This is a genomic window from Streptomyces sp. NPDC127097 (assembly GCF_042724075.1).
Classification (GTDB): Bacteria; Actinomycetota; Actinomycetes; order Streptomycetales; family Streptomycetaceae; genus Streptomyces.
Window position 1 is genome coordinate 12,392 of sequence record NZ_JBHXFI010000036.1, and the last position, 20,061, is coordinate 32,452.

20 protein-coding genes and 1 pseudogene are annotated in these 20,061 nt (G+C 74.4%); 13 read left to right on the forward strand and 8 right to left on the reverse strand.

Annotated elements, in window-relative coordinates; translation table 11 throughout:
- Positions 1 to 118: 118 nt before the first annotated feature.
- Positions 119 to 943 carry a chitin-binding protein gene (locus ACFWJW_RS24770; RefSeq protein WP_387245373.1) on the forward strand — a complete coding sequence of 275 codons (825 nt, stop codon included), beginning with the start codon at positions 119 to 121 and terminating at the stop codon, positions 941 to 943.
- A gap of 117 nt (positions 944 to 1,060) precedes the next feature.
- Here the strand turns inward: ACFWJW_RS24770 and ACFWJW_RS24775 are convergent, their stop codons facing one another.
- Positions 1,061 to 2,047, reverse strand: a complete 987-nt coding sequence (locus tag ACFWJW_RS24775) for an NAD-dependent epimerase/dehydratase family protein (RefSeq protein ID WP_387245375.1) — start codon at positions 2,045 to 2,047, stop codon at positions 1,061 to 1,063.
- A 10-nt stretch (positions 2,048 to 2,057) separates the two neighbouring features.
- The gene (locus ACFWJW_RS24780; protein WP_387245378.1) at positions 2,058 to 2,588 is read right to left on the reverse strand and encodes a nuclear transport factor 2 family protein; all 531 of its coding nucleotides are present in this window, start codon (positions 2,586 to 2,588) and stop codon (positions 2,058 to 2,060) included.
- Between the two features lie 107 nt (positions 2,589 to 2,695).
- Between ACFWJW_RS24780 and ACFWJW_RS24785 the strand changes: the two genes are divergently transcribed.
- Complete coding sequence (locus ACFWJW_RS24785) at positions 2,696 to 3,334, forward strand: TetR/AcrR family transcriptional regulator (RefSeq protein ID WP_387245381.1); 639 nt, start codon at positions 2,696 to 2,698, stop codon at positions 3,332 to 3,334.
- Positions 3,335 to 3,375: 41 nt separating this feature from the next.
- Here ACFWJW_RS24785 and ACFWJW_RS24790 read toward each other — a convergent pair.
- Positions 3,376 to 3,767, reverse strand: a pseudogene (locus ACFWJW_RS24790) (monooxygenase); the annotation flags it as partial.
- Positions 3,768 to 3,871: 104 nt separating this feature from the next.
- On the opposite strand from ACFWJW_RS24790, the gene ACFWJW_RS24795 reads away from it, so the two are divergent.
- From ACFWJW_RS24795 to ACFWJW_RS24820, 6 genes are all read left to right on the forward strand, one after another.
- Positions 3,872 to 4,633 carry a TetR/AcrR family transcriptional regulator gene (locus ACFWJW_RS24795; RefSeq protein ID WP_387245384.1) on the forward strand — a complete coding sequence of 254 codons (762 nt, stop codon included), beginning with the start codon at positions 3,872 to 3,874 and terminating at the stop codon, positions 4,631 to 4,633.
- A gap of 4 nt (positions 4,634 to 4,637) precedes the next feature.
- Complete coding sequence (locus ACFWJW_RS24800) at positions 4,638 to 5,438, forward strand: Fpg/Nei family DNA glycosylase (RefSeq protein WP_387245387.1); 801 nt, start codon at positions 4,638 to 4,640, stop codon at positions 5,436 to 5,438.
- Positions 5,439 to 5,544: 106 nt separating this feature from the next.
- Positions 5,545 to 6,483, forward strand: coding sequence for an alpha/beta hydrolase (locus ACFWJW_RS24805; RefSeq protein ID WP_387245390.1), 939 nt, complete (start codon positions 5,545 to 5,547; stop codon positions 6,481 to 6,483).
- 10 nt (positions 6,484 to 6,493) lie between these two features.
- Positions 6,494 to 7,213 (forward strand): helix-turn-helix transcriptional regulator, encoded by a 720-nt coding sequence (locus tag ACFWJW_RS24810; RefSeq protein WP_387245392.1) that lies wholly within the window; start codon positions 6,494 to 6,496, stop codon positions 7,211 to 7,213.
- A 200-nt stretch (positions 7,214 to 7,413) separates the two neighbouring features.
- Positions 7,414 to 8,328, forward strand: a complete 915-nt coding sequence (locus tag ACFWJW_RS24815) for an ABC transporter ATP-binding protein (protein WP_387245534.1) — start codon at positions 7,414 to 7,416, stop codon at positions 8,326 to 8,328.
- Positions 8,325 to 10,868, forward strand: a complete 2,544-nt coding sequence (locus tag ACFWJW_RS24820; protein WP_387245395.1) for an FtsX-like permease family protein — start codon at positions 8,325 to 8,327, stop codon at positions 10,866 to 10,868. The genes ACFWJW_RS24815 and ACFWJW_RS24820 overlap by 4 nt, the downstream gene beginning before the upstream one ends.
- A gap of 86 nt (positions 10,869 to 10,954) precedes the next feature.
- Here the strand turns inward: ACFWJW_RS24820 and ACFWJW_RS24825 are convergent, their stop codons facing one another.
- On the reverse strand, positions 10,955 to 11,599 hold the full coding sequence (locus ACFWJW_RS24825; protein ID WP_387245398.1) for a response regulator: 645 nt from the start codon (positions 11,597 to 11,599) through the stop codon (positions 10,955 to 10,957).
- Positions 11,587 to 12,768: a histidine kinase gene (locus ACFWJW_RS24830; protein WP_387245401.1), complete on the reverse strand. Its 1,182-nt coding sequence runs from the start codon at positions 12,766 to 12,768 to the stop codon at positions 11,587 to 11,589. Before ACFWJW_RS24830 ends, ACFWJW_RS24825 begins: the two co-directional genes overlap by 13 nt.
- 189 nt (positions 12,769 to 12,957) lie before the next feature.
- Between ACFWJW_RS24830 and ACFWJW_RS24835 the strand changes: the two genes are divergently transcribed.
- Entirely contained in the window at positions 12,958 to 13,122 is a 165-nt protein-coding gene (locus ACFWJW_RS24835) for a hypothetical protein (protein WP_387245404.1), read from the forward strand.
- A 127-nt stretch (positions 13,123 to 13,249) separates the two neighbouring features.
- Here ACFWJW_RS24835 and ACFWJW_RS24840 read toward each other — a convergent pair whose 3' ends face one another.
- From ACFWJW_RS24840 to ACFWJW_RS24850, 3 genes are read right to left on the reverse strand one after another with little or no spacing between them, the layout of a single operon-like run.
- The gene (locus ACFWJW_RS24840; protein ID WP_387245407.1) at positions 13,250 to 13,741 is read right to left on the reverse strand and encodes a hypothetical protein; all 492 of its coding nucleotides are present in this window, start codon (positions 13,739 to 13,741) and stop codon (positions 13,250 to 13,252) included.
- Entirely contained in the window at positions 13,738 to 15,255 is a 1,518-nt protein-coding gene (locus ACFWJW_RS24845) for an ATP-binding protein (RefSeq protein ID WP_387245410.1), read from the reverse strand. Before ACFWJW_RS24845 ends, ACFWJW_RS24840 begins: the two co-directional genes overlap by 4 nt.
- 3 nt (positions 15,256 to 15,258) lie before the next feature.
- Entirely contained in the window at positions 15,259 to 15,945 is a 687-nt protein-coding gene (locus tag ACFWJW_RS24850; RefSeq protein WP_387245413.1) for a winged helix-turn-helix domain-containing protein, read from the reverse strand.
- A gap of 133 nt (positions 15,946 to 16,078) precedes the next feature.
- On the opposite strand from ACFWJW_RS24850, the gene ACFWJW_RS24855 reads away from it, so the two are divergent.
- From ACFWJW_RS24855 to ACFWJW_RS24870, 4 genes are read left to right on the forward strand one after another with little or no spacing between them, the layout of a single operon-like run.
- On the forward strand, positions 16,079 to 16,723 hold the full coding sequence (locus ACFWJW_RS24855) for a hypothetical protein (RefSeq protein ID WP_387245416.1): 645 nt from the start codon (positions 16,079 to 16,081) through the stop codon (positions 16,721 to 16,723).
- Positions 16,720 to 17,829, forward strand: a complete 1,110-nt coding sequence (locus ACFWJW_RS24860; protein ID WP_387245419.1) for a peptidoglycan-binding protein — start codon at positions 16,720 to 16,722, stop codon at positions 17,827 to 17,829. Before ACFWJW_RS24855 ends, ACFWJW_RS24860 begins: the two co-directional genes overlap by 4 nt.
- Positions 17,826 to 18,554, forward strand: a complete 729-nt coding sequence (locus tag ACFWJW_RS24865; protein ID WP_387245422.1) for an ABC transporter ATP-binding protein — start codon at positions 17,826 to 17,828, stop codon at positions 18,552 to 18,554. Before ACFWJW_RS24860 ends, ACFWJW_RS24865 begins: the two co-directional genes overlap by 4 nt.
- Positions 18,551 to 19,747, forward strand: coding sequence for an ABC transporter permease (locus ACFWJW_RS24870; RefSeq protein WP_387245425.1), 1,197 nt, complete (start codon positions 18,551 to 18,553; stop codon positions 19,745 to 19,747). Before ACFWJW_RS24865 ends, ACFWJW_RS24870 begins: the two co-directional genes overlap by 4 nt.
- The last annotated feature ends 314 nt before the right edge of the window (positions 19,748 to 20,061 follow it).

Consider the following 20,061-nt stretch of genomic DNA (forward strand, 5'->3'; position numbering starts at 1 on the left):
GTGAATCTCCCCTTCGGTGGGAATATCCCAAGAGGGCGTCGGGAACCCCACATGGCGACATCCCGTAAGGGCCAGGCCCAGGACCGGCCCGCCGCCATGGCTGACAGGAGTTCCGACTGTGCGACGCAAGATCGCTTTCCTTGGTGCGCTGGCTCTCACCGGGGGGCTCGTCGCGTTCGCTCCCTCCGGCGCGCATGCCGTCACTGGCGTCATCACGTACCACACCCGGCCCGACAACCGGCCGCACGAGATCCTCGACCCCGGCGACGACCACTGCTACGGAGTGGGGGACGGCTACGGCGAGGTGGACAACGACACCCCCACCGACCTCGTCCTGTACAACGGCCGCGACTGCACCGGCTCCGTGGTGACCGTTGTGCGCGCCCGCGGCTGGCTCACCGCCAGATTCGGCAGCCTCCAACTGAGCTCGGACGGCCCCCGGGAGGAGACTCCCTCCGCCGACGATCAGGATCGCCCGGACGATCAGGATCGCCCGGACGACCCGGACCGGTCGGATGACCCGGACCGGTCGGACAGCCCGGATCGCTCGGACAGCCCGGATTCCTCGGATGACCCGGACCGCTCCGACGACCGGGACCCCGCCGCCAACGACCGGGACCCTGCCACCGGCGACCGGGACCCTGCCACTGACGACCGTGACCCCGCCGCCGGCGACCGGGACACCTCCGGCTCCGACCGTCCGAACCGGGCCGATGGCCAGGACCCCGCGGACCGCCCGGACCGTTCCGACACCCCGAACTCCTCCGGCAGCTCCGACCCCTCGGACGACTTGGACCACTCCGACCACCCGGGGGACGCCCAGGCCCCCAACCGCTCGGAGAGGCGTGACCGGCCCGCCAGTTCGGCAAGCCCGGTGGACCCGGTCAACGCGGGGACCCCGGGACGCCATGGACGACCGGGACGCCCGGGGGCTGCGGGCTGAGGTGGGATGAGGTGGGGCTGAGGGGGCGGGCCTCTGGGGGCGTCGCAAGGGTGATCGCGTAGGAGGAACGCCGGCGTCCGGCCCCGGCAGGCCGGACGCCGCGTCAGATCGGGGATCTCACGCGGCCGGCGTTCCCTTCGGCGTTCCCCGCCCACGGCCGCCCTGCCACCAACGTTCCGCGTGGGTGCGGAAGCTGCGTGGGGGGTGGCCGGTGAGGTGTTCGACGGTGGGGGTGAGGTGGGCTCCGGCGCCGTGGGCGAGGGCGTGGTCCAGGTCGGCGAGGAGGGTGGCGAACTCCGTGGGCATGGTGGAGGCGAGGTGGTCGCGGAGCTGTGCGGGGGTGACGGGGTGGTGGCGGGCGGGACGGCCGGTGACCGTGGTGAGGGTGGCGGCGATGTCGTCGTAGCTCAGCGCCTCGGGGCCGGTGAGTACCAGGTCGTGGTCGGGGAGCGGGGGCGCGGTGAGGGCGTGGGCGGCGACCGCGGCGATGTCGTCGGCGTCGATGAAGCCGACCCGGCCGGTGCCGGTCGCGGTCATGAGGGTGCCGTGGGTGCGGAGGGCCTCCGCGTGCGGATGGCTGCCGGTGAAGTTCTGCATGAACCAGGAGGGTCGCAGGACCACCCACTCGTCGAAGAGGCCGGGGAGCGCGGCATGCACCTGCCCCACGCCCGGTCCGCCGGCCGGGATGGCGGAGGAGCTGAGGAGGACGACGCGGTGCACCCCGGCCGTACGGGCGCGGGCCAGGAACGGCAGCATGACGGCGGCCGGGTCCGGGGCGGCGGTGGGCGGGACGAGGTAGAGCCGGGCCGCTCCCCGCAGGGCCGCGTCGTGGGTGGCGGGGTCGTGCCAGTCGAAGGCGACGGGCCGGGTGCCGGGCGGCTCCGGGCCGCGGCGGCCGGCGGCGCGGACCTGGTGCCCGAGAGCGAGGAGCCGGGGGATGAGGCGGCTGCCGGTGGTGCCGGTGGCTCCGGTGACCAGGATGGTGTCGTGGCCGGGCGGGGTGGTGGCGTGGCTGGGTGGGACGGTGGCGTGGTCCGGCGGGGTGGTGTTGTGGCCGGGTGGGGTGGTGGCTTGGTTGCTCGCGGGGGTGTGGTGGTCGGGCATCGAGGCTCCGTCAGGAAGCTTGGAGGGGGGCGGACTTCGCTGTGCCCATGGAGGCCGGGAGGGCTAGTGGGTTCCAGTAGTCGCGGTAGTGCGTGATGCGGCCGTCTAGGACCGTGACGACGGCGATGTAGGGCATCTCATAGGGGGCGCCGGTGGCCACGATCCGGCCGGTGGCGCGCATTTCGACGACGACGGTGTCCGGGGCGTCGGTGTGGTGGATCTTCAGGGCGGGGAACGCCTGGAGGTCGATGTGGTCGGGATAGTCCTTGAGGTACGCGGCGAGCGCCGGCCGGCCCTCCAGGCGCTTCGGACAGCCGTCCGGGGCGAAGGGGAACTCGAAGATCACCTGCTCGTCGCAGAGGGCCACCCAGGCGTCCATGTCCTTGTCCAGGAGCAGTCGCAGGCCGTGGCGGTAGAGATCCGCCGGGGTGGGCGTCGTTGGGGAGAGGGCCCCGGTAGTTGCTGGCGTCCGGGTCGGGGTCCGGGTCGGGGCCGGGGTCGCGCTGCGGGCAAAGGGGGTGCTGTGTTCGCCGTGGGGCATGGGGAGGTCTCGCCTCTACACTGGGATGCGATGTGGACCAGTAGTCCGCTTAGCTGATGCCGAAACTATACGGACCGACGGTCCGCTTTGTGAAGAGAGGGCCGCAGATGGCCGAGCGCAAGGCGCGTGCGGACGCGCTCCGGAACCGCGAGACCGTGCTGGCGGCCGCTGACCGGCTGTTCGCGCGCAGTGCCAGCCCCCGCAGCGTGTCGATGGACGAGATCGCGGCGGCGGCCGGGGTCGGCAAGGGCACGCTCTTCCGCCGCTTCGGCGATCGCACGGGGCTGATCCGGGCGGTGTTCGAGGCGCGGATCGAGCCGCTGCGGCAGGCCGTGGCGGAGGGCCCGGCCCCGCTCGGTCCCGCCGCCGCACCGCGCGAGCGGGTGCCGGCGCTGCTCGACGCCGTCCTGTGCTTCAAGCTGGACCACCGTCATCTGTCGCTCGCCCTGGAGGAGGCCGGCAGCGGCAGCCCGTATCAGGGGGCGCACTACGCGTGGTGGCACGGCATCCTGCGGGAGTCACTGGAGCGGCTGTGGGGCACGGAGGGTGCGGAGGGCGGGGCAGGCGGGGCAGGAAAGGGAGCGGCGGCGCCGGGTGGTGACTTCGCGGCGCATGTGCTGCTGGCCGCCACCCGGGCCGATCTCATCGAGCAGCTCGTCGGCCGGGACGGGATGACCCGGGAGGGGATGCGGGCCCAACTGGCCGCATTCGTGGGGCGGGTGCTGGGAGAGGGGCGCACCCCCTGAGCCCGCCCCCGCTACCCCCGCGCGGGCGCGCCGGCCCAGTCGGTCAGGGCGGTCACCCGGGAGCCCCAGCCGGCGGTGACGGTGTGCCGTAGCTGCTCGTGCTGCTCGTCGCCCGCGAGGTCCAGCAGGACGAAGCGGCCGGGCGGGAGGGGCTCGTAGACGCGGATGGCCGCGGAACCGGCCGCCGTCAGGCCGATATCGGGCATCCGCCGTCCCATCAGGGGGTCGGCATCGGCGGCGGTGGGCGGATACACCGTGTCGAGCGCGGAAATCCGCCCGGCCAGACGGCGATTGACCTCCTCGATGCCCAGGAGTTCGGTCAGCAGCGTGCGCAGCGCGGCGGCCGGGCGCTGGTGCGGGGGAGCAGGGTCAGCTCCAGCAGCAGCGTCTGGACCTCGGTGTTCTCGGTGACCGCCCGCCGCCGCGCGCCCGTCCCGCCCGCCGTCGAAAGCGGCATCCATCGGCTGCCTCCTCGCATTTCTGCCCGCTATTTAGTGAACAATGTTCACGTGAACGCTGTTCACTATACTGAGAGTCATGAGCGCCGCGTCAACCCCCAGCCCGCCCGGCCCGATCAGCCCGACCAGCTCGCCCGGCCCTTCCGGCCCTTCCGGCACCCGGCCCGCCACCACGGGGCGGGGCCGGCCCCCGAAGCTCGACCAGGCGCGGACCGTCGAGGTCGCCCTGGCGCTGCTGGACGAGGTGGGGCTGGACGCGCTCACCATGCGGCGGCTGGCCGAGGCCATGGACGTACGGGCCGGTGCCCTCTACCGCTACTTCGCCACCAAGCACGAGCTGCTGACCGCGATGGCCGAGGTGCTGCTGGCCGACTGTGCCGACCGGCCGCTCCGGTCGCCGGACTGGAGCGAGCGGGTGGCCGAACTGGCCCACCGGATGCGTACGGCCCTCCTCGGCCACCGCGACGGCGCCCGCGTCTACGCCGGTACGCATGCCACCGGCGCGCACACCCTCGGCTTCGCCGACGCCCTGATCGGCGTCCTGCGCGAGGCGGGCTTCGCCGCCGATGACGCGGGCCGGGCCGCCCTCACGGTCGTCCGCTTCACCCTCGGCCACACCCTCGAAGAGCAGGCCGCCCGCCAGGGCACGGATGCCGGCCCGGCGGACCCGGAACGGCTGCGCGCGGCGGTGACCCCTGAGCAATACCCCCATCTCGCCGCCGCGTTGCCCGTAGTGGCCGGAACGGATTTCACGGCCCACTTCGCCTTCGGGCTGGGGCTGCTCCTCCAGGGCCTGCGCGCCCTCGGGCCCGGCGCCGCGCCCCCGGGGAACGGCGGGTGACGCCGTGCCCGAGCTGCCCGACGTCGAGGCGTTCCGGGGGATCCTGGCCTCCTGTGCGCAGGGGAGGCGGATCCGGGGGACCGAGGTGTACGACGCGGGCGTGCTGCACGGGGTGAGCGCCGGGCGGCTGCGCCGGGAGCTGACCGGCCGCCGGTTCGCCGAGCCGGAGCGGCGCGGCAAGTGGCTGCTCGCGCGCACCGACGGCCCCACCGTGCTGCTGCACTTCGGGATGACCGGGGAGCTGGTGTGCGCCACCCCCGCCGAACCGGCGCACGCCCATGACCGGGTGGTGTTCACGGTGACCGGCGGACGCCAGCTGCGCTACCGCGACCAGCGCAAACTCCAGGGCCTGTGGCTGGTCGACGAGGCCGGGCTGGACCGGATGCTGCGCGACCAGGGGCCGGACGCGGCGACGCTGACCCGTAAGGGGTTCGCGGCGGTGCTCGCCGGGCGGCGCGGCAGCCTCAAGTCGGTCCTCATGGACCAGTCGGCACTGGCCGGGCTGGGCAATCTGCTCGTCGACGAGATCCTGTGGCGCGCCCGGCTGCACCCCGCCCGACGGGCCGGTGCGCTCTCCGCCGGCGAACACGGCCGGCTGCACACGGAACTGCGCCGCACCCTGCGCTCGGCGGTCCGCGCGGGCCGCGTACCGCCGCGCAGCTCCTGGCTCACGGGACACCGCGACGACCCCGGGGCGAGCTGCCCGCGCTGCGGCACGGCCCTGTGCCGGAAGCGTCTCGCGGGCCGCGGCACGGTGTGGTGCCCCGACTGCCAGCCCGAGGGGACCGGCGAGGGAGAGACCTGAACCCCGTGCTGCCGCCTGCCGTCTGACGCCGTGGACAGGAGTGTGACGGGCCTCACCGGAAAAGGGTGACAGGGCGTTGTCGCGGACCGCTGCGAGCGTGGGCGGCATGACGCTCACCGATGAGGACTGCCTCGCCGAGACCCTGGCATTCAACAAGCAATTCGAGACCGCGGCCGCGAGCCGCCCGGCGCGCGAAGGAACGCCGGACGCAGCCCTGCTGGCCACGCTTCGGCGCAACCGGCTCGGTGGTGACACGCCACCGGTAAGACTGCCGCACGGCCAGGACCGCGTCATTGAGGGCGGTGTGAAGGTACGGGTCTTCGTGCCGGACCACCTGACGGGCGTGTACCTGCACTTCCACGGCGGCGGCTGGGCGTTCGGTGCCGCGGACGGACAGGACGAGCGGCTGTGGCGGCTCGCCGAGCAGGCCCGGCTGGCCGTGGTCAGCGTGGAATACCGCCTCGCGCCGGAACACCCGTACCCCGCCGGGCCCGACGACTGCGAAGCGGCCGCCCGGTGGCTGGTGCGGCACGCCGCGACCGAGTTCGGCACCCGACGGCTGCTGATCGGGGGCGAATCGGCCGGTGCCCACCTCGCCGTCGTGACGCTGCTGCGCCTGCGCGATCGGCACGGCATCACCGGCGCGTTCCGGGCGGCCCACCTGCTCTTCGGCCCCTACGACCTGTCCATGACGCCGAGCCAGCGCTCGTTCGGATCACGGCGGCTGCTGAGCAACACCGACACGCTGCGGCGGACCTACGAGCTGTTCACACCCGGCACGGGGCCGGAACAACGCCGCGATCCCGACGTCTCACCGCTCTTCGCCGACCTCGCCGGTCTGCCGCCCGCGCGGATCGTCGTCGGCACCGAAGATCCGCTGCTGGACGACTCGCTGTTCCTGGCCGGGCGGTGGCAGGCGGCCGGCGCGCCCGTGCGACTCGGTGTCGTCGCCGGCGCCATGCACGGCTTCACCCTCTTCCCGCTGACCATCACCGAGCGGGAACTGCGGCGCGAGCGGGAATTCCTGTCCGCCACGGGGCGGTAGCGTCACCCGGATGAACCGCACTGCCCGGCTCTATGCGCTGGTCGAAGAGTTGCGTGCGGCGGCGCCGCGGCCGCTGACGGTCGCGGCGCTCGCCGCGCGGTGCGAGGTGAGCACGCGCACGGTGCAGCGCGACCTCCAGGCGCTGATGGAGACCGGTGTCCCGGTACGGACCACCCCGGGGCGAGGCGGCGGCTGGTCGATCGACCCGGAAATGACCCTGCCCCCGATCCACTTCACCATCGAGGAAGCCTCGGCACTGGCCGTCGCCCTCGCTGCGGCCGACGCCGCCGCCCCGTATGCCGCGGCGGCCCGCACGGCGGCCCAGAAGATCGCGGCCTCGCTGTCCGGCCCCGTCTCGGCAGCGGCACAGGAACTCGCCGCACGGATCGTCACGTTGCCCCCGCCCGCCCCCTCCACGGTCCGCACCGCGGTGGAACAGGCCCTCACCACCCACACGGTGCTGCGGCTGTCCTACACCGACGCGGCAGGACACGAGAGCGACCGCGTGGTGGAACCGGCCGGACTGCTCACCGCCAACGGCAGGTGGTACCTCATCGCCTGGTGCCGCACCCGGCAGGCCGGCCGCGGCTTCCGGCTGGACCGCATCACCGCGGCAGCTCCCACGACGGAGCCGGCACAGCCCCACGATCTGACCGCGCTCCTGCGCGCCTCGGCGGCGGCCGACGCGGTGCGGCCCGTCACGCTGGCTCCTCTCACCTCCCCGCCGTGAGACACCTGGGAGCCGCTCCGGTGAACCTTTCCGGGACCGCCGCGTTGCTCGTACGCCGGGTAGTCCGCCCGCCCTCCCGGTCCATGGTGGAGTGCGCTCCACCACGAAGACGGGACCGTGCTCTCTCCTCCGCGCGCGCCGCCGTTTCTAGCGTCGTCAGTGGCCTGGTGATCCATCCGACCCATTGAGAGGGCGTGCGTATGTTCCGGCGGCGGCGCGGTGTGGTGACGGCTACCGCAGAGCGGGCGGAGGGGGTGTCCGACGCGCTCACCCTGGAGGGGGTCGGCCGGGAGTACCGGCGTGGGGCGGTCGCCCTGCATCCCGTCGATCTCGCGGTGGCCCGGGGGCGGTTCCTCGCGGTCATGGGGCCTTCCGGCTCGGGGAAGTCGACCCTGTTGCAATGTGCCGCCGGGCTCGACCGGCCGACGGCGGGGACGGTGCGCATCGGCGGTACGGAGGTGTCCTCGCTCCCCGAGGCCGCGCTGACCCGGCTGCGGCGCGAGCGCGTCGGGTTCGTGTTCCAGGCCCACCAGCTCGTGCCCTCGCTGAGCGTCGCGGAGAACGTCGCACTGCCGCTGCTGCTCGGCGGTACCCCCGGGACGGAGCGGGTGCGGCAGGGGCTCGCGGACGTCGGGCTGGGGGAGCGGGGGGACGCCGCGCCGGCGGAGCTGTCCGGCGGGCAGTGCCAGCGGGTCGCGATCGCCCGCGCGCTGGTCACCGGGCCCGACATCGTCTTCGCCGACGAGCCCACGGGGTCCCTCGATCCGGCCGCCGCACAGGACGTGCTCGCCCTGCTGCGCCGGGCCGTCGACCGGGACGGCCACACCGTCGTCATGGTCACGCACGATCCGGCCGCGGCGGCCTGGACGGATGAGGCCGTCTTCCTCACCGGGGGACGGATCGTCGGGAGCGCGACACGACCCGGTGTGGCACAAGTGGGCCGCATCATGCGGGACTTGGGGAGGGGGGAGGGCGCGGAGCGGGACGGGGGACGCGAGCGGGACGGGTGCGGGCGGGGCGAGGGGCACGCGTGGGACGGGTGCGGGCGGGGCGAGGAGCACGAGCGGGACGGACACGCGCGGCACGAGGCGCCGGACGGGGGCCGGGCGGCATGAGGGTGACCACGTTCCTCGCCGTCCGCGCCGCCCGTACGCACCGCAGGGCCTGGGCCGCCGTCTTCGCCGCGCTCGCCGTCACCTCCCTGCTGCTCGGCGCCCTCACGCTCGCCCTCGCCGCGGCCGGGCTCGGGCATCCGCGGGTGGCGCGCTACGTGGCGGCGCCGCTCGTCGTGGCCGGCGACCAGTACACCCGCTTCACCGCCACGCCGTGGGGCAGCAGGCCCCAGACCGCCGAGGCCGGGCTCACCGAGCGGGTGCGCGTACCGGCGGCCGCCCTCGGTGTGGTGCGGGCGGTGCCCGGGGTGCGGGCGGCCGTCGCCGACGCGGTGTTCCCGGTGGGGCGGGCCGGGCACGCCGCCGTCGGACGGCCCTGGACGGCCGCGCGGCTGGCGCCCCGTGCCCTACGGGACGGCCGTGCGCCGCGGCGTGCGAATGAGGTGGTGGTGGGCGGCGCGGGCCGGTCCGGGGCGCGCACGGTGCTGCGGGTGCGGGGCGTCGACACGGCGTACACCGTCGTCGGTGTCACGGACGGGCCGCGGGACGTCGTCTACTTCATGGACGGCGAGGCCCGCCGCCTGGCCGGGCATCCGGGCTCCCTGGACGCGGTCGGGGTGCTCGCCCGGCCCGGTGTGACGACGGAGCAGCTGGCCGTCCGGGTGCGGGCGGCGCTGGACGCGGCGGGGGTCCGGAGCGTCGGACCACGGGCCGACGGGGATGCGGCCGGGCTGCGCGTGCTGACCGGGAACGGGCGCGGCGCCGCCGAGTTCCTCGATGCCGGGCCGGCCCGTGCGGGACTCCTGGAGCTGCTCGGCTCGGTGGCCGCCACCGTCGTGCTGACCGCCCTGCTGGTGGTGTCGTCGACGGTGGTGCAGGCGCTGCGGCAACGCGCCGGTGAGCTGGGGCTGTTGCGGGCGGTCGGGGCGACGCCGCGGCAGCTGCGCGGGGCGGTGGGGAAGGAGGTGGGGCGGGTCGCGGTCGGTGCGGCGCTGGTGGGGGCCGTGGGCGCGGTCCCGGCGTATCTCGCGCTGCGCGGGGTGCTGGACGCGCGCGGGGCGCTGCCGGCCGGGCTCGAACTCCCCCTCCCGCCCTGGGCGTGGCCCGCGCCGCTGGTCAGCGCCGCGGTGACCGTCCTGATGGCGCGGCTCGCGGCGGTGCTCGCCGGGGCCGGGGCGGCGAAGCTGCGGCCGGCGGAGGCGCTGCGTGAGGCGGCGCCCGGCACGGCCCGCAAGGTCACCGGGTTGGTGCTGCTGTTCGCCGGCGTCAGCTCGGCGGGCACCGCGGCCCTCCAGAGCGGGGCGGCCGCCGGGTCCGCGGCCGGGGCGGCGGCGGTGACGATGGTGAGCGCCTGTGCCCTGCTCGGGCCGTGGATCGCGGACGGTGCGATGCGGGTGCTGGGGGCGCCGCTGCGGAGGTACGGCGGTCCGGCCGGTTATCTCGCCGCCGCCAACTGCCGTGCCGCGGCCCGCCGTTCGGGCGCCGCGCTGACGCCCGTCGTGCTGGTCACCGCGTTCATCGGCGTCCAGCTCTCGGCGGGGGCGACCCTCACCCACGCGGGGGCGGCGCAGGCCCGCGAGGCGCTGCGGGCCGGTCTGGCGGTACGGGCGGACGGCGGGCTGCCGTCCGGTGCCCTGGAACGGATCCGCGGCATACGGGGGGTGCGGGCGGCGACGGACGTGGTGCCCGGCACGGTGGTGCTGGCCCGGCGCGAGGCCGGCGAGCCCCGGCTCGACCGGCTGCCGGTCCTCGGCGTCACACCGCAAGCGCTGACGCGGACCCTCGACCCGGGGGTGCGCGAGGGGACGGTACGGGAACTACGGCCCGGCACGGTCGCGGTCGGTGCCGACCGGGCGCGCTCGCTCGATCTGCGGCCCGGCGCGACGGCGCATCTGCGCTTCGGCGACGGGGCACCGGCCCGGCTCCGGGTCGTCGCGGTCTACGAACGGTCGCCGGCCCTGGGGGACTTCCTCTTCTCCCGGGACGAGCTGCTGCGGCACGGGTCGCCGCCGGCCGGCGCACGGGTGCTGGTCACGGTCGCACCGGGCGGTGACCGCGCGGCGGTCGCGGCGGCGCTGGCGGCGGCGGTGCCGGGTGCGCGGGTGGAGAGCTCACCCGCACCGGTACGGGTCGCGGCGGAGGACCAGGCGCTCACCGAAGTGGTCACGGTGGCGGCGGTGTCGGCGATCGGGGGCTTCACGGTGATCGCGGTGCTCAGCACCCTGTCGCTGATCGCGTTCGGCCGGCGCCCCGAGCTGCGGCTGCTGCGGCTGGCGGGGGCGGGGCGGCGCACCCTGCGGCGGATGCTGCGGCTGGAGGCGGCGGCCCTGACGCTGACCGGCCTGGCCGTGGGCGCCGCGGTGGCCACGGTGCCGCTGCTGGCGTTCAGCCTGGGCGTGGCCCGTACGGTGCCGTACCTGCCACCCGCACCGGCCGTCGTGCTCGTCGCCGTGGTGGCCGCGACGACGGCCACGGGGACACTGCTGCCGGCACGGGCGGCGCTGCGGGGTCGGTATCCGGGGAGCGGGGGGACGGGCGGGTGAGGGGGGCGACGGCCGCCGGGTGAGCGGGCCGGGTGGCCGCGGGTGAGTGGGCTGGGCGGCCGCGGACGGCACATCCCGCCCCCGCCCTACCCCCCATTCAAATACGCCAGCACCGCCAGCACCCGTCGATGGCCGCTGTCGCCGGCCGGCAGGCCCAGCTTCGCGAAGACATTGCCGATGTGCTTGCTGACCGCCCGGTCCGACACCACCAGCAGCCGGGCGATGGTGGTGTTGTCCCGGCCCTCCGCCATCAGGTGCAGCACCTCGCGCTCGCGCGGTGTCAGCGTGTCGAGCGGGTCGTCCCGGCGCCGGGTGAGCAGCTCCGTGACGACTTCCGGGTCCAGCGCGGTGCCGCCCGCCGCGACGCGTTCCAGCGCGTCCAGGAACTCGTCGACCCGGCCGACCCGGTCCTTCAGCAGATAGCCGACCCCGCTCGCGCCGCCGCCCAGCAACTCCGCGGCGTACGCCTCCTCCACGTACTGCGACAGCACGAGGACCGGCAGCCCGGGGATCTCCCGGCGGGCCGCCAGCGCCGCCCGCAGCCCCTCGTCGCGGAAGCCGGGCGGCATCCGGACGTCCAACACGGCGGCGTCCGGGCGGTGTTCCAGGAGCGCGGGCAGCACCTCGGGCCCGCTGGCCGCCACCGCCGCCACCTCGTGTCCGGCGGAGCTCAGCAGCAGCACCAGCCCCTCCCTGAGCAGGGCGTTGTCCTCGGCGATCACCACACGCACGGCAGCTCCACATCGATCACGGTCGGGCCCCCGGCGGGGCTGGTCACTTCCACGGTCCCGTCGAGCGCCGCGACCCGGCGCCGGATGCCGAGCAGCCCACTGCCGCCCGAGGCCCCCGGTGAGCCGGTCTCCGCGCCGCCGCGGCCCTCGTCCCGTACCGACAGGGTCAACCCGCCGGGCCCGCGGGCCAGTTCCACCCGGGCCCGGTCCGCCCCGCTGTGTTTGGCGGCGTTGGTCAGGGCCTCGGCGACGACGAAGTACGCGGCCGCCTCGACCGCCGCCGGTGCGCGCGGGCCCTCCGCCAGCTCCTCCTCGCACACCGTCACCTCCAGGCCGCTGCTCGCCGCGAGCGCCCGTACCGCCCCCACCAGGCCCCGGTCGGTGAGGATCGGCGGATGGATGCCGCGGACCACCTGGCGCAGCTCGGTGAGCGCCTCCTCGGCCTGGTTCTGCGCGTCGTCGAGGAGTGTGCGGGCCGCCTCGGGGTCCTTGTCGTAGGCCCGCCGGGCCAGCCCCACCCGCATGGAGAGTGCCACCAGCCGGGCCTGGGTGCCGTCGTGCAGATCCCGTTCGATACGGCGCAGTTCGGCGCCGTGCGCGGCGACGGCGCCGGCCCGGGTCACGGTCAGCTCCTCGACCCGCTCGGCGAGCCGGGCCCGGTGCCCGCTGTCCGGCGACGGCCGCAGCAGCGCGTGCGACCAGGCCGCGTCGAGGTCGGCGAGGCGCCCGATCAGCGGCAGGACGACGGCCCGGCGCCGCAGCAGCCCGCACCACACCCCGTCGATGAGCAGCCCGACGGCCCACAGCGGCAGTGCGAGATACGCCAGCAGCCAGCCGTAGCCGAAGTGGGCGGCGAGCCAGCGCAGATCCCGATAGGTGCCGGGGTCCGCGAGCGCGGTACGCACCCGCGTGGACAGCTGCCCGTCGAGCGACAGATACGCCTCCGGCACCGGCACCCCCGACCAGGCCGCCACCCGCCGCCGCTTGAACCCGGCCATCCTGCGCAGCAGCAGCACCGTCTCGGGCAGCACACCCGCGCCGACCACGATGACCGTCACCACGGCGGTGAACAACAGCAGCCCGAGGAAGAGATACGACAGCAGCGCCAGCCCGCCCGCCGTCATCAGCTGGGCCGTGGCCCGCCCCGCCCGCCGCACCGTCTCCCCCATGGGGCTCAGGCTAAGGGACCGTCACCCGGGGCGCGGGCGGGTGCGCTCCCCTGCCGGGGTGTAGCGCGCTACACCCCGCATTCGGGAGGGCGCTCCCTCGAACCGGCGGCCGGCGGCGAGCAGTCTGGGTCGCAGCGATATCCGCCGCGGCTCGGTGCGGCGGGTGACCCTCCGGAAGGAAGAACTCCCATGAAGGCCCTGCTCTGGTGCGTGCTCGTGCTCGCCCTGCTCTTCAACGTCGCCACCAGCTTCGCCTTCGACGGGGTGCAGCAGGTGCTGGTCAGCGTCGGCAGCGGGGTCGTGGTGATCGGGTCGGGGGTGGGCCTGTTCCTGATGCGGACCAAGCGGTCGTGAGGCGGACGAGCGGGCCCGGGGGCGCATGAGCGAGGCGTACAAGCGAGGCGGACATGCGCTCCTGAGGCAGGCGGGGCCCGTCAGGTGCCGATCAGCCGGAGCGAGGCCCAGAGCTCCGGCCCGGGGCTCAGCGCCCCAGGAACTGCTGGCACTGGTACGGCCCGGCGCGTCCCTGCTCGCCGACGATGCTCACCTGGACCTTGTCCGGACGGGTGCCGTGGAGGAGGACCTCGGCCCGGGCGAGGGTGCAGACCAACTGGCCGGTGCCCTGGTCCTGGGGGGAGGTGACGGCGAGGCGCGGGGCGGTGACGGTGACATGGCCCCGGCGGGCGGTGGCGTGGTATTCGCCGTCCGGGAGGACGTCGGTCAGCCCCTCGTCCCGCTCGCCCGGCGTCGGGCCGTCGGCCAACAGCTTGAAGGCGTCGTCGAGTTGATCGACCGTCACATCGGGCCGGGGCACCCCGCGCGGACCGCGGTCGGAGGCGAAGTAGATCCGCATGCCCTGCGAGATCCCCGAAGGGGCGGTGCCGCCGTCCGTGACGCCGGTGGGACGGATGCCGCAGCCCGTGGTGGCGAGGGCGAGCAGACAGCAGATGAGGGCGGAGCGCGCACGCGTCATGAGGCGGATTCCGTACGGTGGGGGAGGCGGAGGACGAAGACGGCGCCGATATCCGGCGCCGGGGGCGCGAGCTCGATCGTGCCGCCGTGCAGCCGGGCGTTCTCCAGGGCGATGGCCATCCCCAGCCCGCTGCCCTCGGAGCGGGTACGGGCGCTGTCGGCCTTGTAGAAGCGGTCGAAGACATGCGGGGCGACCTCGGGGGCCAGCCCCGGGCCGTGATCCGCGACCGTGAGGGTGAGTTGCCCGTCCGCCGCCCGTACGGTGACGGTCACCGGCGGGGCACCGTGCCGGAGGGCGTTGCCGACGAGGTTGGCGATGATGACATCGAGCCGTCGGCGGTCGAGCCGGGCCCGTATGCCCGGCGGGAGATCGGCCTCGACCCGGTCGGTCCAGCCGCGGGCCGCGAGCGTGCCGCGCACCGCCTCGGCCAGATCCACCCCGTGCACCGTGAGCGCCACGGCGCGGGCGTCGAAGCGGGATATCTCGATGAGGTCGTCGACCAGCCGGGCCAGCCTGGCGGTCTCCGCGCTGACCGTACGGGCGGCGTGCGCGGCATCGGGGGTGAGCTGGTCGGCGTCCTCCTCCAGGACGCTGGAGACCATGGTCATGGCCGCCAGCGGGGTGCGCAGCTCATGGGAGACATCGGCGACGAACCGGCGGGCCAGGGCCTCCTGCGCGCGCAGTTCGCCCACGGAGTGCTCCAGCGCACCGGCCGTTTCGTTGAAGGTGTGGGCGAGTTCGGCCAGTTCGTCGCGGCCCTTCTCCTCGACCCGGATGCTCAGCTCGCCGGTGGCCAGCCTGCGGGTGGCCCGCGCCAGTTTGCGGACCGGCCGCAGCACCGTGCGCGCCGCGAGCAGCGCCAGGAGGGCGGACAGCAGCACCACGGGCGCCAGGCCGTGCTGCACACTGCGCACCAGATCGGCGGTGTCGCGTTCCTCCTCCGCCAGGGAGACCACCGCGAACATCTCGACCCCGGACAGCTGGCCGGAGCCGCCGCGCCGGCCGGCGGAGTCCAGGCCGACCGGGGCGCCGAGCACCAGCCAGGGCTTCCCGCCGTGCTCCACCCGCTGGAGCGAGATCCGGGACCGGGTGCGCACGGCCGCCCGCAGCTCGGGGGTGATCCGGGTGTGGTCGGCGGACGGGTCGGAGGAGGCGGTGTAGTCGCGGTACTGGGCGACGACCAGCGCACCGCGCAGGCCGGACGAGACATCGGTGGCGAACCGGGCCATGGTGCGGGGGTCGGTGGGGACGTCGAGATCCGCCGCGAGCTGGTCGACGCGGCTGCGGAAATCCTCGACGGCGGCGCTCTGCGCCCGCTTGAGGACCGCCTCACGCGATTCCTGGTACGCCCGCCCGGTGGCCGTGACCGTGCTGATCAGGGCGACCACGACGACGGTGATGACGAGCCGGCCGCGGAGCCCGTCGAGCCGCGGAAGCCGCGAACGCACGCGCGCGGCGGCCCCCGCGGCCGCCGTCGCGGCGGGCTTCCCCCGGCTCCTCGTCCTCATCCGCATCGCTCACACCGGCCCGAAGCGGTAGCCGAATCCGCGCACCGTCTGGATGTAGCGCGGCTTGCCGGGGAGATCCTCCAGCTTGGCGCGCAGCCGCCCGACCGCCGCGTCCACCAGCCGGGAGTCGCCCAGGAAGTCGTGCTCCCAGACGGAGGCCAGGAGCTGCTCCCGGCTGAAGACCCGGCCGGGGGCGGCCGACAGCTCCAGCAACAGCCGCAGTTCCGTGGGCGGAAGGGGGACCGGGGTGCCGTGCTTGGTGACGCTCAGGCCGGCCCGGTCGATGACGAGTCCGGCGAAGTCGTCGGTGTCCGTGCGGGCCACCGGGCCGGCCCGGCGCAGCGCCGCCCGGATACGGGCCTCCAGCACCCGGCCGGTGATCGGCTTGACCACATAGTCGTCGGCCCCCGCCTCCAGCCCGCTGACCACGTCCAGATCGTCGCCGCGGGAGGTGAGCATGATGATCGGCAACTGGCTCCGGCCGCGGATGCGGCGGCAGACCTCGAAGCCGTCGATACCGGGCAGCATCAAGTCGACCACCGCGATCTCGATGCCCCCGGCCCGCGGGCGGGACAGCAGCTCCAGGCCCGCCTCGCCGGTGCCGACGGCATCGACCTCATGGCCGTGCCGGCGCAGCACCAGCTCCATTCCGTCGCGTACGGAGGTGTCGTCCTCGATCAGCAGCACATGAGGCATAAAGCCGATTATGGGCGAGGGTTTGTGCAGCTCAGGAGTTATCCACAGGGCGGAAATCGGATCCGGCGGCATTGTTACGTCCTCATCATGCGGCGATGGAGCGGCCACCAACTCCGGCCCGGAAATTGGCCGCATGACGCAGAAGACCGGCCCCTGGCGCCGCCCCCGCTCCCGTGCCGCACGCCTCGCGCTGCTGCTCGCCGTCCCCGTCCTCGCCCTGACCACCGCCTGCGGTGGCACCGAGCCGTCCGACGACGGGGTCGCCTCCGTCAGCGACGCCCCCGCCACCAGCCGCTCCAAGGACGGCGGCGACGCGTCCCCCGGCGGCGGGGCCCAGGGCAAGAGCGCTTTCTACGACGCCCAGATGAAGTACGTCCAGTGCATGCGCAAGGAGGTCGACAAGGACTTCCCCGATCCCAAGCTGAGCGGCTATCTCGACTGGGCGAAGATCGACGACCTCGTGCAGCGGACCGGCAAGAACGAGATCTTCAAGGGCGGTGCGGGCGGCGTCTGCACGAGCGACATGATGAAGGCATCGAAGCTGGAGCCGCGCCGCGACACCCAGAAGGAATACGAGTCGATGCTCGCGCACGCCAAGTGCATGCGGGCCAACGGCGTATCGAAGTTCACCAACCCGCAGCTCCAGGACGGCAATGTCATCCCCGGCGGTGACCCCAACCCCGCCTCGCCGGAGATCTCGCAGGACTCGCCCGCCTACAAGCAGGCCCGCCAGGCGTGCAAGGACAAGCTGCTCGACGGCCTGGACGGCATGCAGTGAGCGAGCCACGAAAGCGCCGCCGGTGGGGGATCGCGGTGGCGGCCGCGGTCACCGCGACCGCCGTGACCGCCGGCGTCATGATCGCCACCGGCCCGGGCAAGGACACCGCGGCCGGCGCCCGTAAGGCGAAGGCACCGGCCCGCACCACCGAGATCACCCGGACCGACCTCGTCCAGAGCAAGACCGTCGACGGACGGCTGGACTACGCGCAGCGCCGGGCGGTGAAGTCCCCCGTGGCGGGCACCGTCACCAAGGCCGCCGAGGTGGGCCGGACCGTCGCGCTCGGCCGGCGGCTGTACGAGCGCGACGCCCGCCCGGTGGTGCTCCTCTACGGCGCGACACCGATGTTCCGCACGATGAAGACCGGCGACCGCGGCCCGGACGTCCTCCAACTGGAGCGCAACCTGCGCGATCTGGGCTTCGGCTCCGGCCTGTATGTGGACATCCGCTTCGACGCGGCAACCAAGGCGGCCGTCAAGGCGTGGCAGAAGTCCCTCGGCGTGACCGAGGCCGACGGAGAGGTCGGCAAGGGAGACGTCGTCTTCCAGCGCGGCCCCGTGCGGGTGGTCTCCGCCGATGCCGCCCTCGCCGACGGGATCGCCCCGGACAAGACGGTCCTGACGGTCGCGTCCACCAAGCCCGTCGTGCGGGCCTCGCTCGACGAGGCCGACCGGGCGCTGGCCGCCAAGGACACCGCGGTGGAGATCTCGTTGCCCAGCGGCGGCACCCGGCGCGGCAAGGTCAGCGGGACCGCGGTCCCCGAGGGCTCCGGGGACGCCGAGGGTGCCGGTGCCGCCTCCGGCGGCTCGTCCCGCGACGGTGGCGTCGAGGTCGAGATCACCCTCGACGGCGGCGGGGAGCTCCGCGAGAAGGACCGGCAGGGCACGCTGAGCGTGAAGTTCGTCAGCGAGAGCCGCAAGGACGTGCTGACGGTTCCGGTCGAGGCGCTCGTCGCGCTGCGCGAGGGCGGCTACGGGCTGGACCTGGTCGAGGGCGGCACGAAGCGCACGGTGCGGGTCGAGGCGGGGCTGTCGGCCGACGGCCGGATCGAGGTCAGCGGTGCCGGTCTGCGCGCGGGCATGAAGGTCGGGACGGCCGAGCAATGACCCCAGCCGTGATCGAACTGCGGGCGGCCACCAAGACGTACCCGGGCGGGGTGCACGCCCTGCGCGGCGTGGACCTCCGGGTGGCGCGCGGCGAACTGGCCGCCATCGTCGGCCCGTCCGGCTCCGGCAAGTCCACCCTGCTCAACCTCCTGGGCACCCTCGACCGGGCCACCTCGGGCGAGGTGCGGGTGGCCGGGTACGACGTGAGCCGGCTGTCCGACGCCCAGCTCTCCGCGCTGCGCGCCCGGCACATCGGCTTCGTCTTCCAGCACTTCCACCTCGCCCCCGGCCGCAGCGCCCAGGACAACGTCGCCGACGGGCTGCTGTACGGCGGCACGGGCCTGCGCGAGCGCCGGGCGCGCGCCCGTACGGCCCTGGAAGAGGTGGGGCTCGGGCACCGTATCGGCCACCTCGCCCACCAGCTCTCGGGCGGTGAGAAGCAGCGGGTGGCGATCGCCCGCGCGCTGGTCGGCGAACCCGATCTGCTGCTCGCGGACGAACCGACCGGCGCGCTGGACACCGCCTCCGGCGCGCGGGTGATGAGCCTCATCCGCGAGCTGCACGCGGCCGGCCGGACGGTCTGCGTGATCACCCACGACCACGAGATCGCCGACTCGCTGCCCCGCCGGATCCGCTTCCGCGACGGCGAGATCGTCGACGACTCCGGTGCCGCCCCGGCCGCACCCGGCTCCCCGGCGGAGCCCACCGAGGAGGTGACCCGATGACCGGCCCCGCGCTCCGCGCGGCCCGGCTCTCCCCGGCCGATGTGCTGCGGGTCGGCGCCGAGGGCCTGCGCAGCCGCCGTACCCGGGTCGTGCTGTCCGCCCTGGGCATCGCGATCGGGATCGCCACGATGGTCGCGGTGATCGGGCTGTCCACCTCCAGCCGCGCTGATCTGCTGGACCGGCTGGACCGGCTCGGCACCAATCTGCTCACCGCCGAGGCGGGCCGGGACGCGCTGGGCGACGAGATCAAACTCTCCAAGAGCGCGGTGGCGATGGTCGAACGGATCGGCCCGGTCCAGCACGCCACCGCCACCGGCGCGGTCGACGCCCGGGTGCGGCGCAGCGACGCCGTCCCGGAGGAGCTGGCGTCCGGCGTCACCGTCCAGGCCGCCCGCCCCGATCTGCTCGACGCCCTCAACGCCCGGGTCGCCCAAGGCAGCTGGCTGAACCGCGCCAGTGAACGCCTGCCCACGGTCGTGCTGGGCTCGGTGGCCGCCGACCGCCTCGGGGTCACCGCACCCGGCGCCAAGATCCTGCTGAACGACCGCTGGTACGTCGTCACCGGCCTCCTCGCCCCGGTCGAGCTGGTGCCGACCCTGGACCGGATCGCCCTGGTCGGATACCCCTCCGCCGAGCGCTACTTGGGCTTCGACGGCCATCCGACCACGGTCTTCGAGCGCTCCACGGACGCCTCGGTCGAGGCGGTCCAGGGGGTGCTGGCCCGTACCGTCGCTCCGGGCAACGAGAGCGGGGTGAAGGTCTCCCGGCCCTCCGACGCCCTCGCCGCCAAGGCCGCCACCGACAAGGGGCTGACCTCGCTGATGCTCGGCCTGGGCGCGGTGGCGCTGCTCGTCGGCGGGGTGGGCGTGGCCAACACCATGGTGATCTCGGTGCTGGAACGCCGCCAGGAGATCGGGCTGCGCCGGGCCCTGGGCGCGACGCGCGGCGCGATCCGGATTCAATTCCTCACCGAGTCGCTGTTGTTGTCGGCGCTCGGCGGGCTGGCGGGCGCGGCCCTCGGCGCCGCCGCCACCTTCACCTTCGCCCGCGCGCAGGGGTGGACCACCGTCGTACCGCCCTGGTCCCTGGCCGGCGGTCTGGGCGCCACTCTCGTCATCGGGGTCGTCGCCGGCCTCTATCCGGCCGTACGGGCCTCCCGGCTGCATCCGACGGTGGCGCTCAGCGCGACCTGACCGATGGCGACGGTGCCGGTCAGCGGCGCTCGGGCGGGCTCGGCGGGGGCCTTGCCGCGGGCGCCCGGACCGGCCTGTCGCGCTCTCCTTCCACGGTATGCGGAGAGTGATGATTCAGCACGCTTTGCCATGTTCACTAAGAATCTTGGCTTATGTCTGAATTTTCACGCAAATCAGCTTGTTGGAGACAGGTGAGCGTCGTAGCTTGGGAGTTGTCGAACTGGTAACGGTTCGATAACAAGGAACAAAATCCTAGGAGGCGAGAATGAGCTTCCGGAATGTCTTCCCGAGAAGGCGTAGGCACGACGACGATT

Bases quoted from the DNA above. Each gene is read 5' to 3' on its own strand.
- ACFWJW_RS24775 (WP_387245375.1), bottom strand. From the start codon at position 2,047: ATGCCCGACCACCACACCCCCGCGAGCAACCAAGCCACCACCCCACCC.
- ACFWJW_RS24780 (WP_387245378.1), bottom strand. From the start codon at position 2,588: ATGCCCCACGGCGAACACAGCACCCCCTTTGCCCGCAGCGCGACCCCG.
- ACFWJW_RS24785 (WP_387245381.1), top strand. From the start codon at position 2,696: ATGGCCGAGCGCAAGGCGCGTGCGGACGCGCTCCGGAACCGCGAGACC.
- ACFWJW_RS24795 (WP_387245384.1), top strand. From the start codon at position 3,872: ATGAGCGCCGCGTCAACCCCCAGCCCGCCCGGCCCGATCAGCCCGACC.
- ACFWJW_RS24805 (WP_387245390.1), top strand. From the start codon at position 5,545: ATGACGCTCACCGATGAGGACTGCCTCGCCGAGACCCTGGCATTCAAC.
- ACFWJW_RS24810 (WP_387245392.1), top strand. From the start codon at position 6,494: ATGAACCGCACTGCCCGGCTCTATGCGCTGGTCGAAGAGTTGCGTGCG.
- ACFWJW_RS24815 (WP_387245534.1), top strand. From the start codon at position 7,414: ATGTTCCGGCGGCGGCGCGGTGTGGTGACGGCTACCGCAGAGCGGGCG.
- ACFWJW_RS24820 (WP_387245395.1), top strand. From the start codon at position 8,325: ATGAGGGTGACCACGTTCCTCGCCGTCCGCGCCGCCCGTACGCACCGC.
- ACFWJW_RS24830 (WP_387245401.1), bottom strand. From the start codon at position 12,768: ATGGGGGAGACGGTGCGGCGGGCGGGGCGGGCCACGGCCCAGCTGATG.
- ACFWJW_RS24835 (WP_387245404.1), top strand. From the start codon at position 12,958: ATGAAGGCCCTGCTCTGGTGCGTGCTCGTGCTCGCCCTGCTCTTCAAC.
- ACFWJW_RS24840 (WP_387245407.1), bottom strand. From the start codon at position 13,741: ATGACGCGTGCGCGCTCCGCCCTCATCTGCTGTCTGCTCGCCCTCGCC.
- ACFWJW_RS24845 (WP_387245410.1), bottom strand. From the start codon at position 15,255: ATGCGGATGAGGACGAGGAGCCGGGGGAAGCCCGCCGCGACGGCGGCC.
- ACFWJW_RS24850 (WP_387245413.1), bottom strand. From the start codon at position 15,945: ATGCCTCATGTGCTGCTGATCGAGGACGACACCTCCGTACGCGACGGA.
- ACFWJW_RS24855 (WP_387245416.1), top strand. From the start codon at position 16,079: ATGACGCAGAAGACCGGCCCCTGGCGCCGCCCCCGCTCCCGTGCCGCA.
- ACFWJW_RS24865 (WP_387245422.1), top strand. From the start codon at position 17,826: ATGACCCCAGCCGTGATCGAACTGCGGGCGGCCACCAAGACGTACCCG.
- ACFWJW_RS24870 (WP_387245425.1), top strand. From the start codon at position 18,551: ATGACCGGCCCCGCGCTCCGCGCGGCCCGGCTCTCCCCGGCCGATGTG.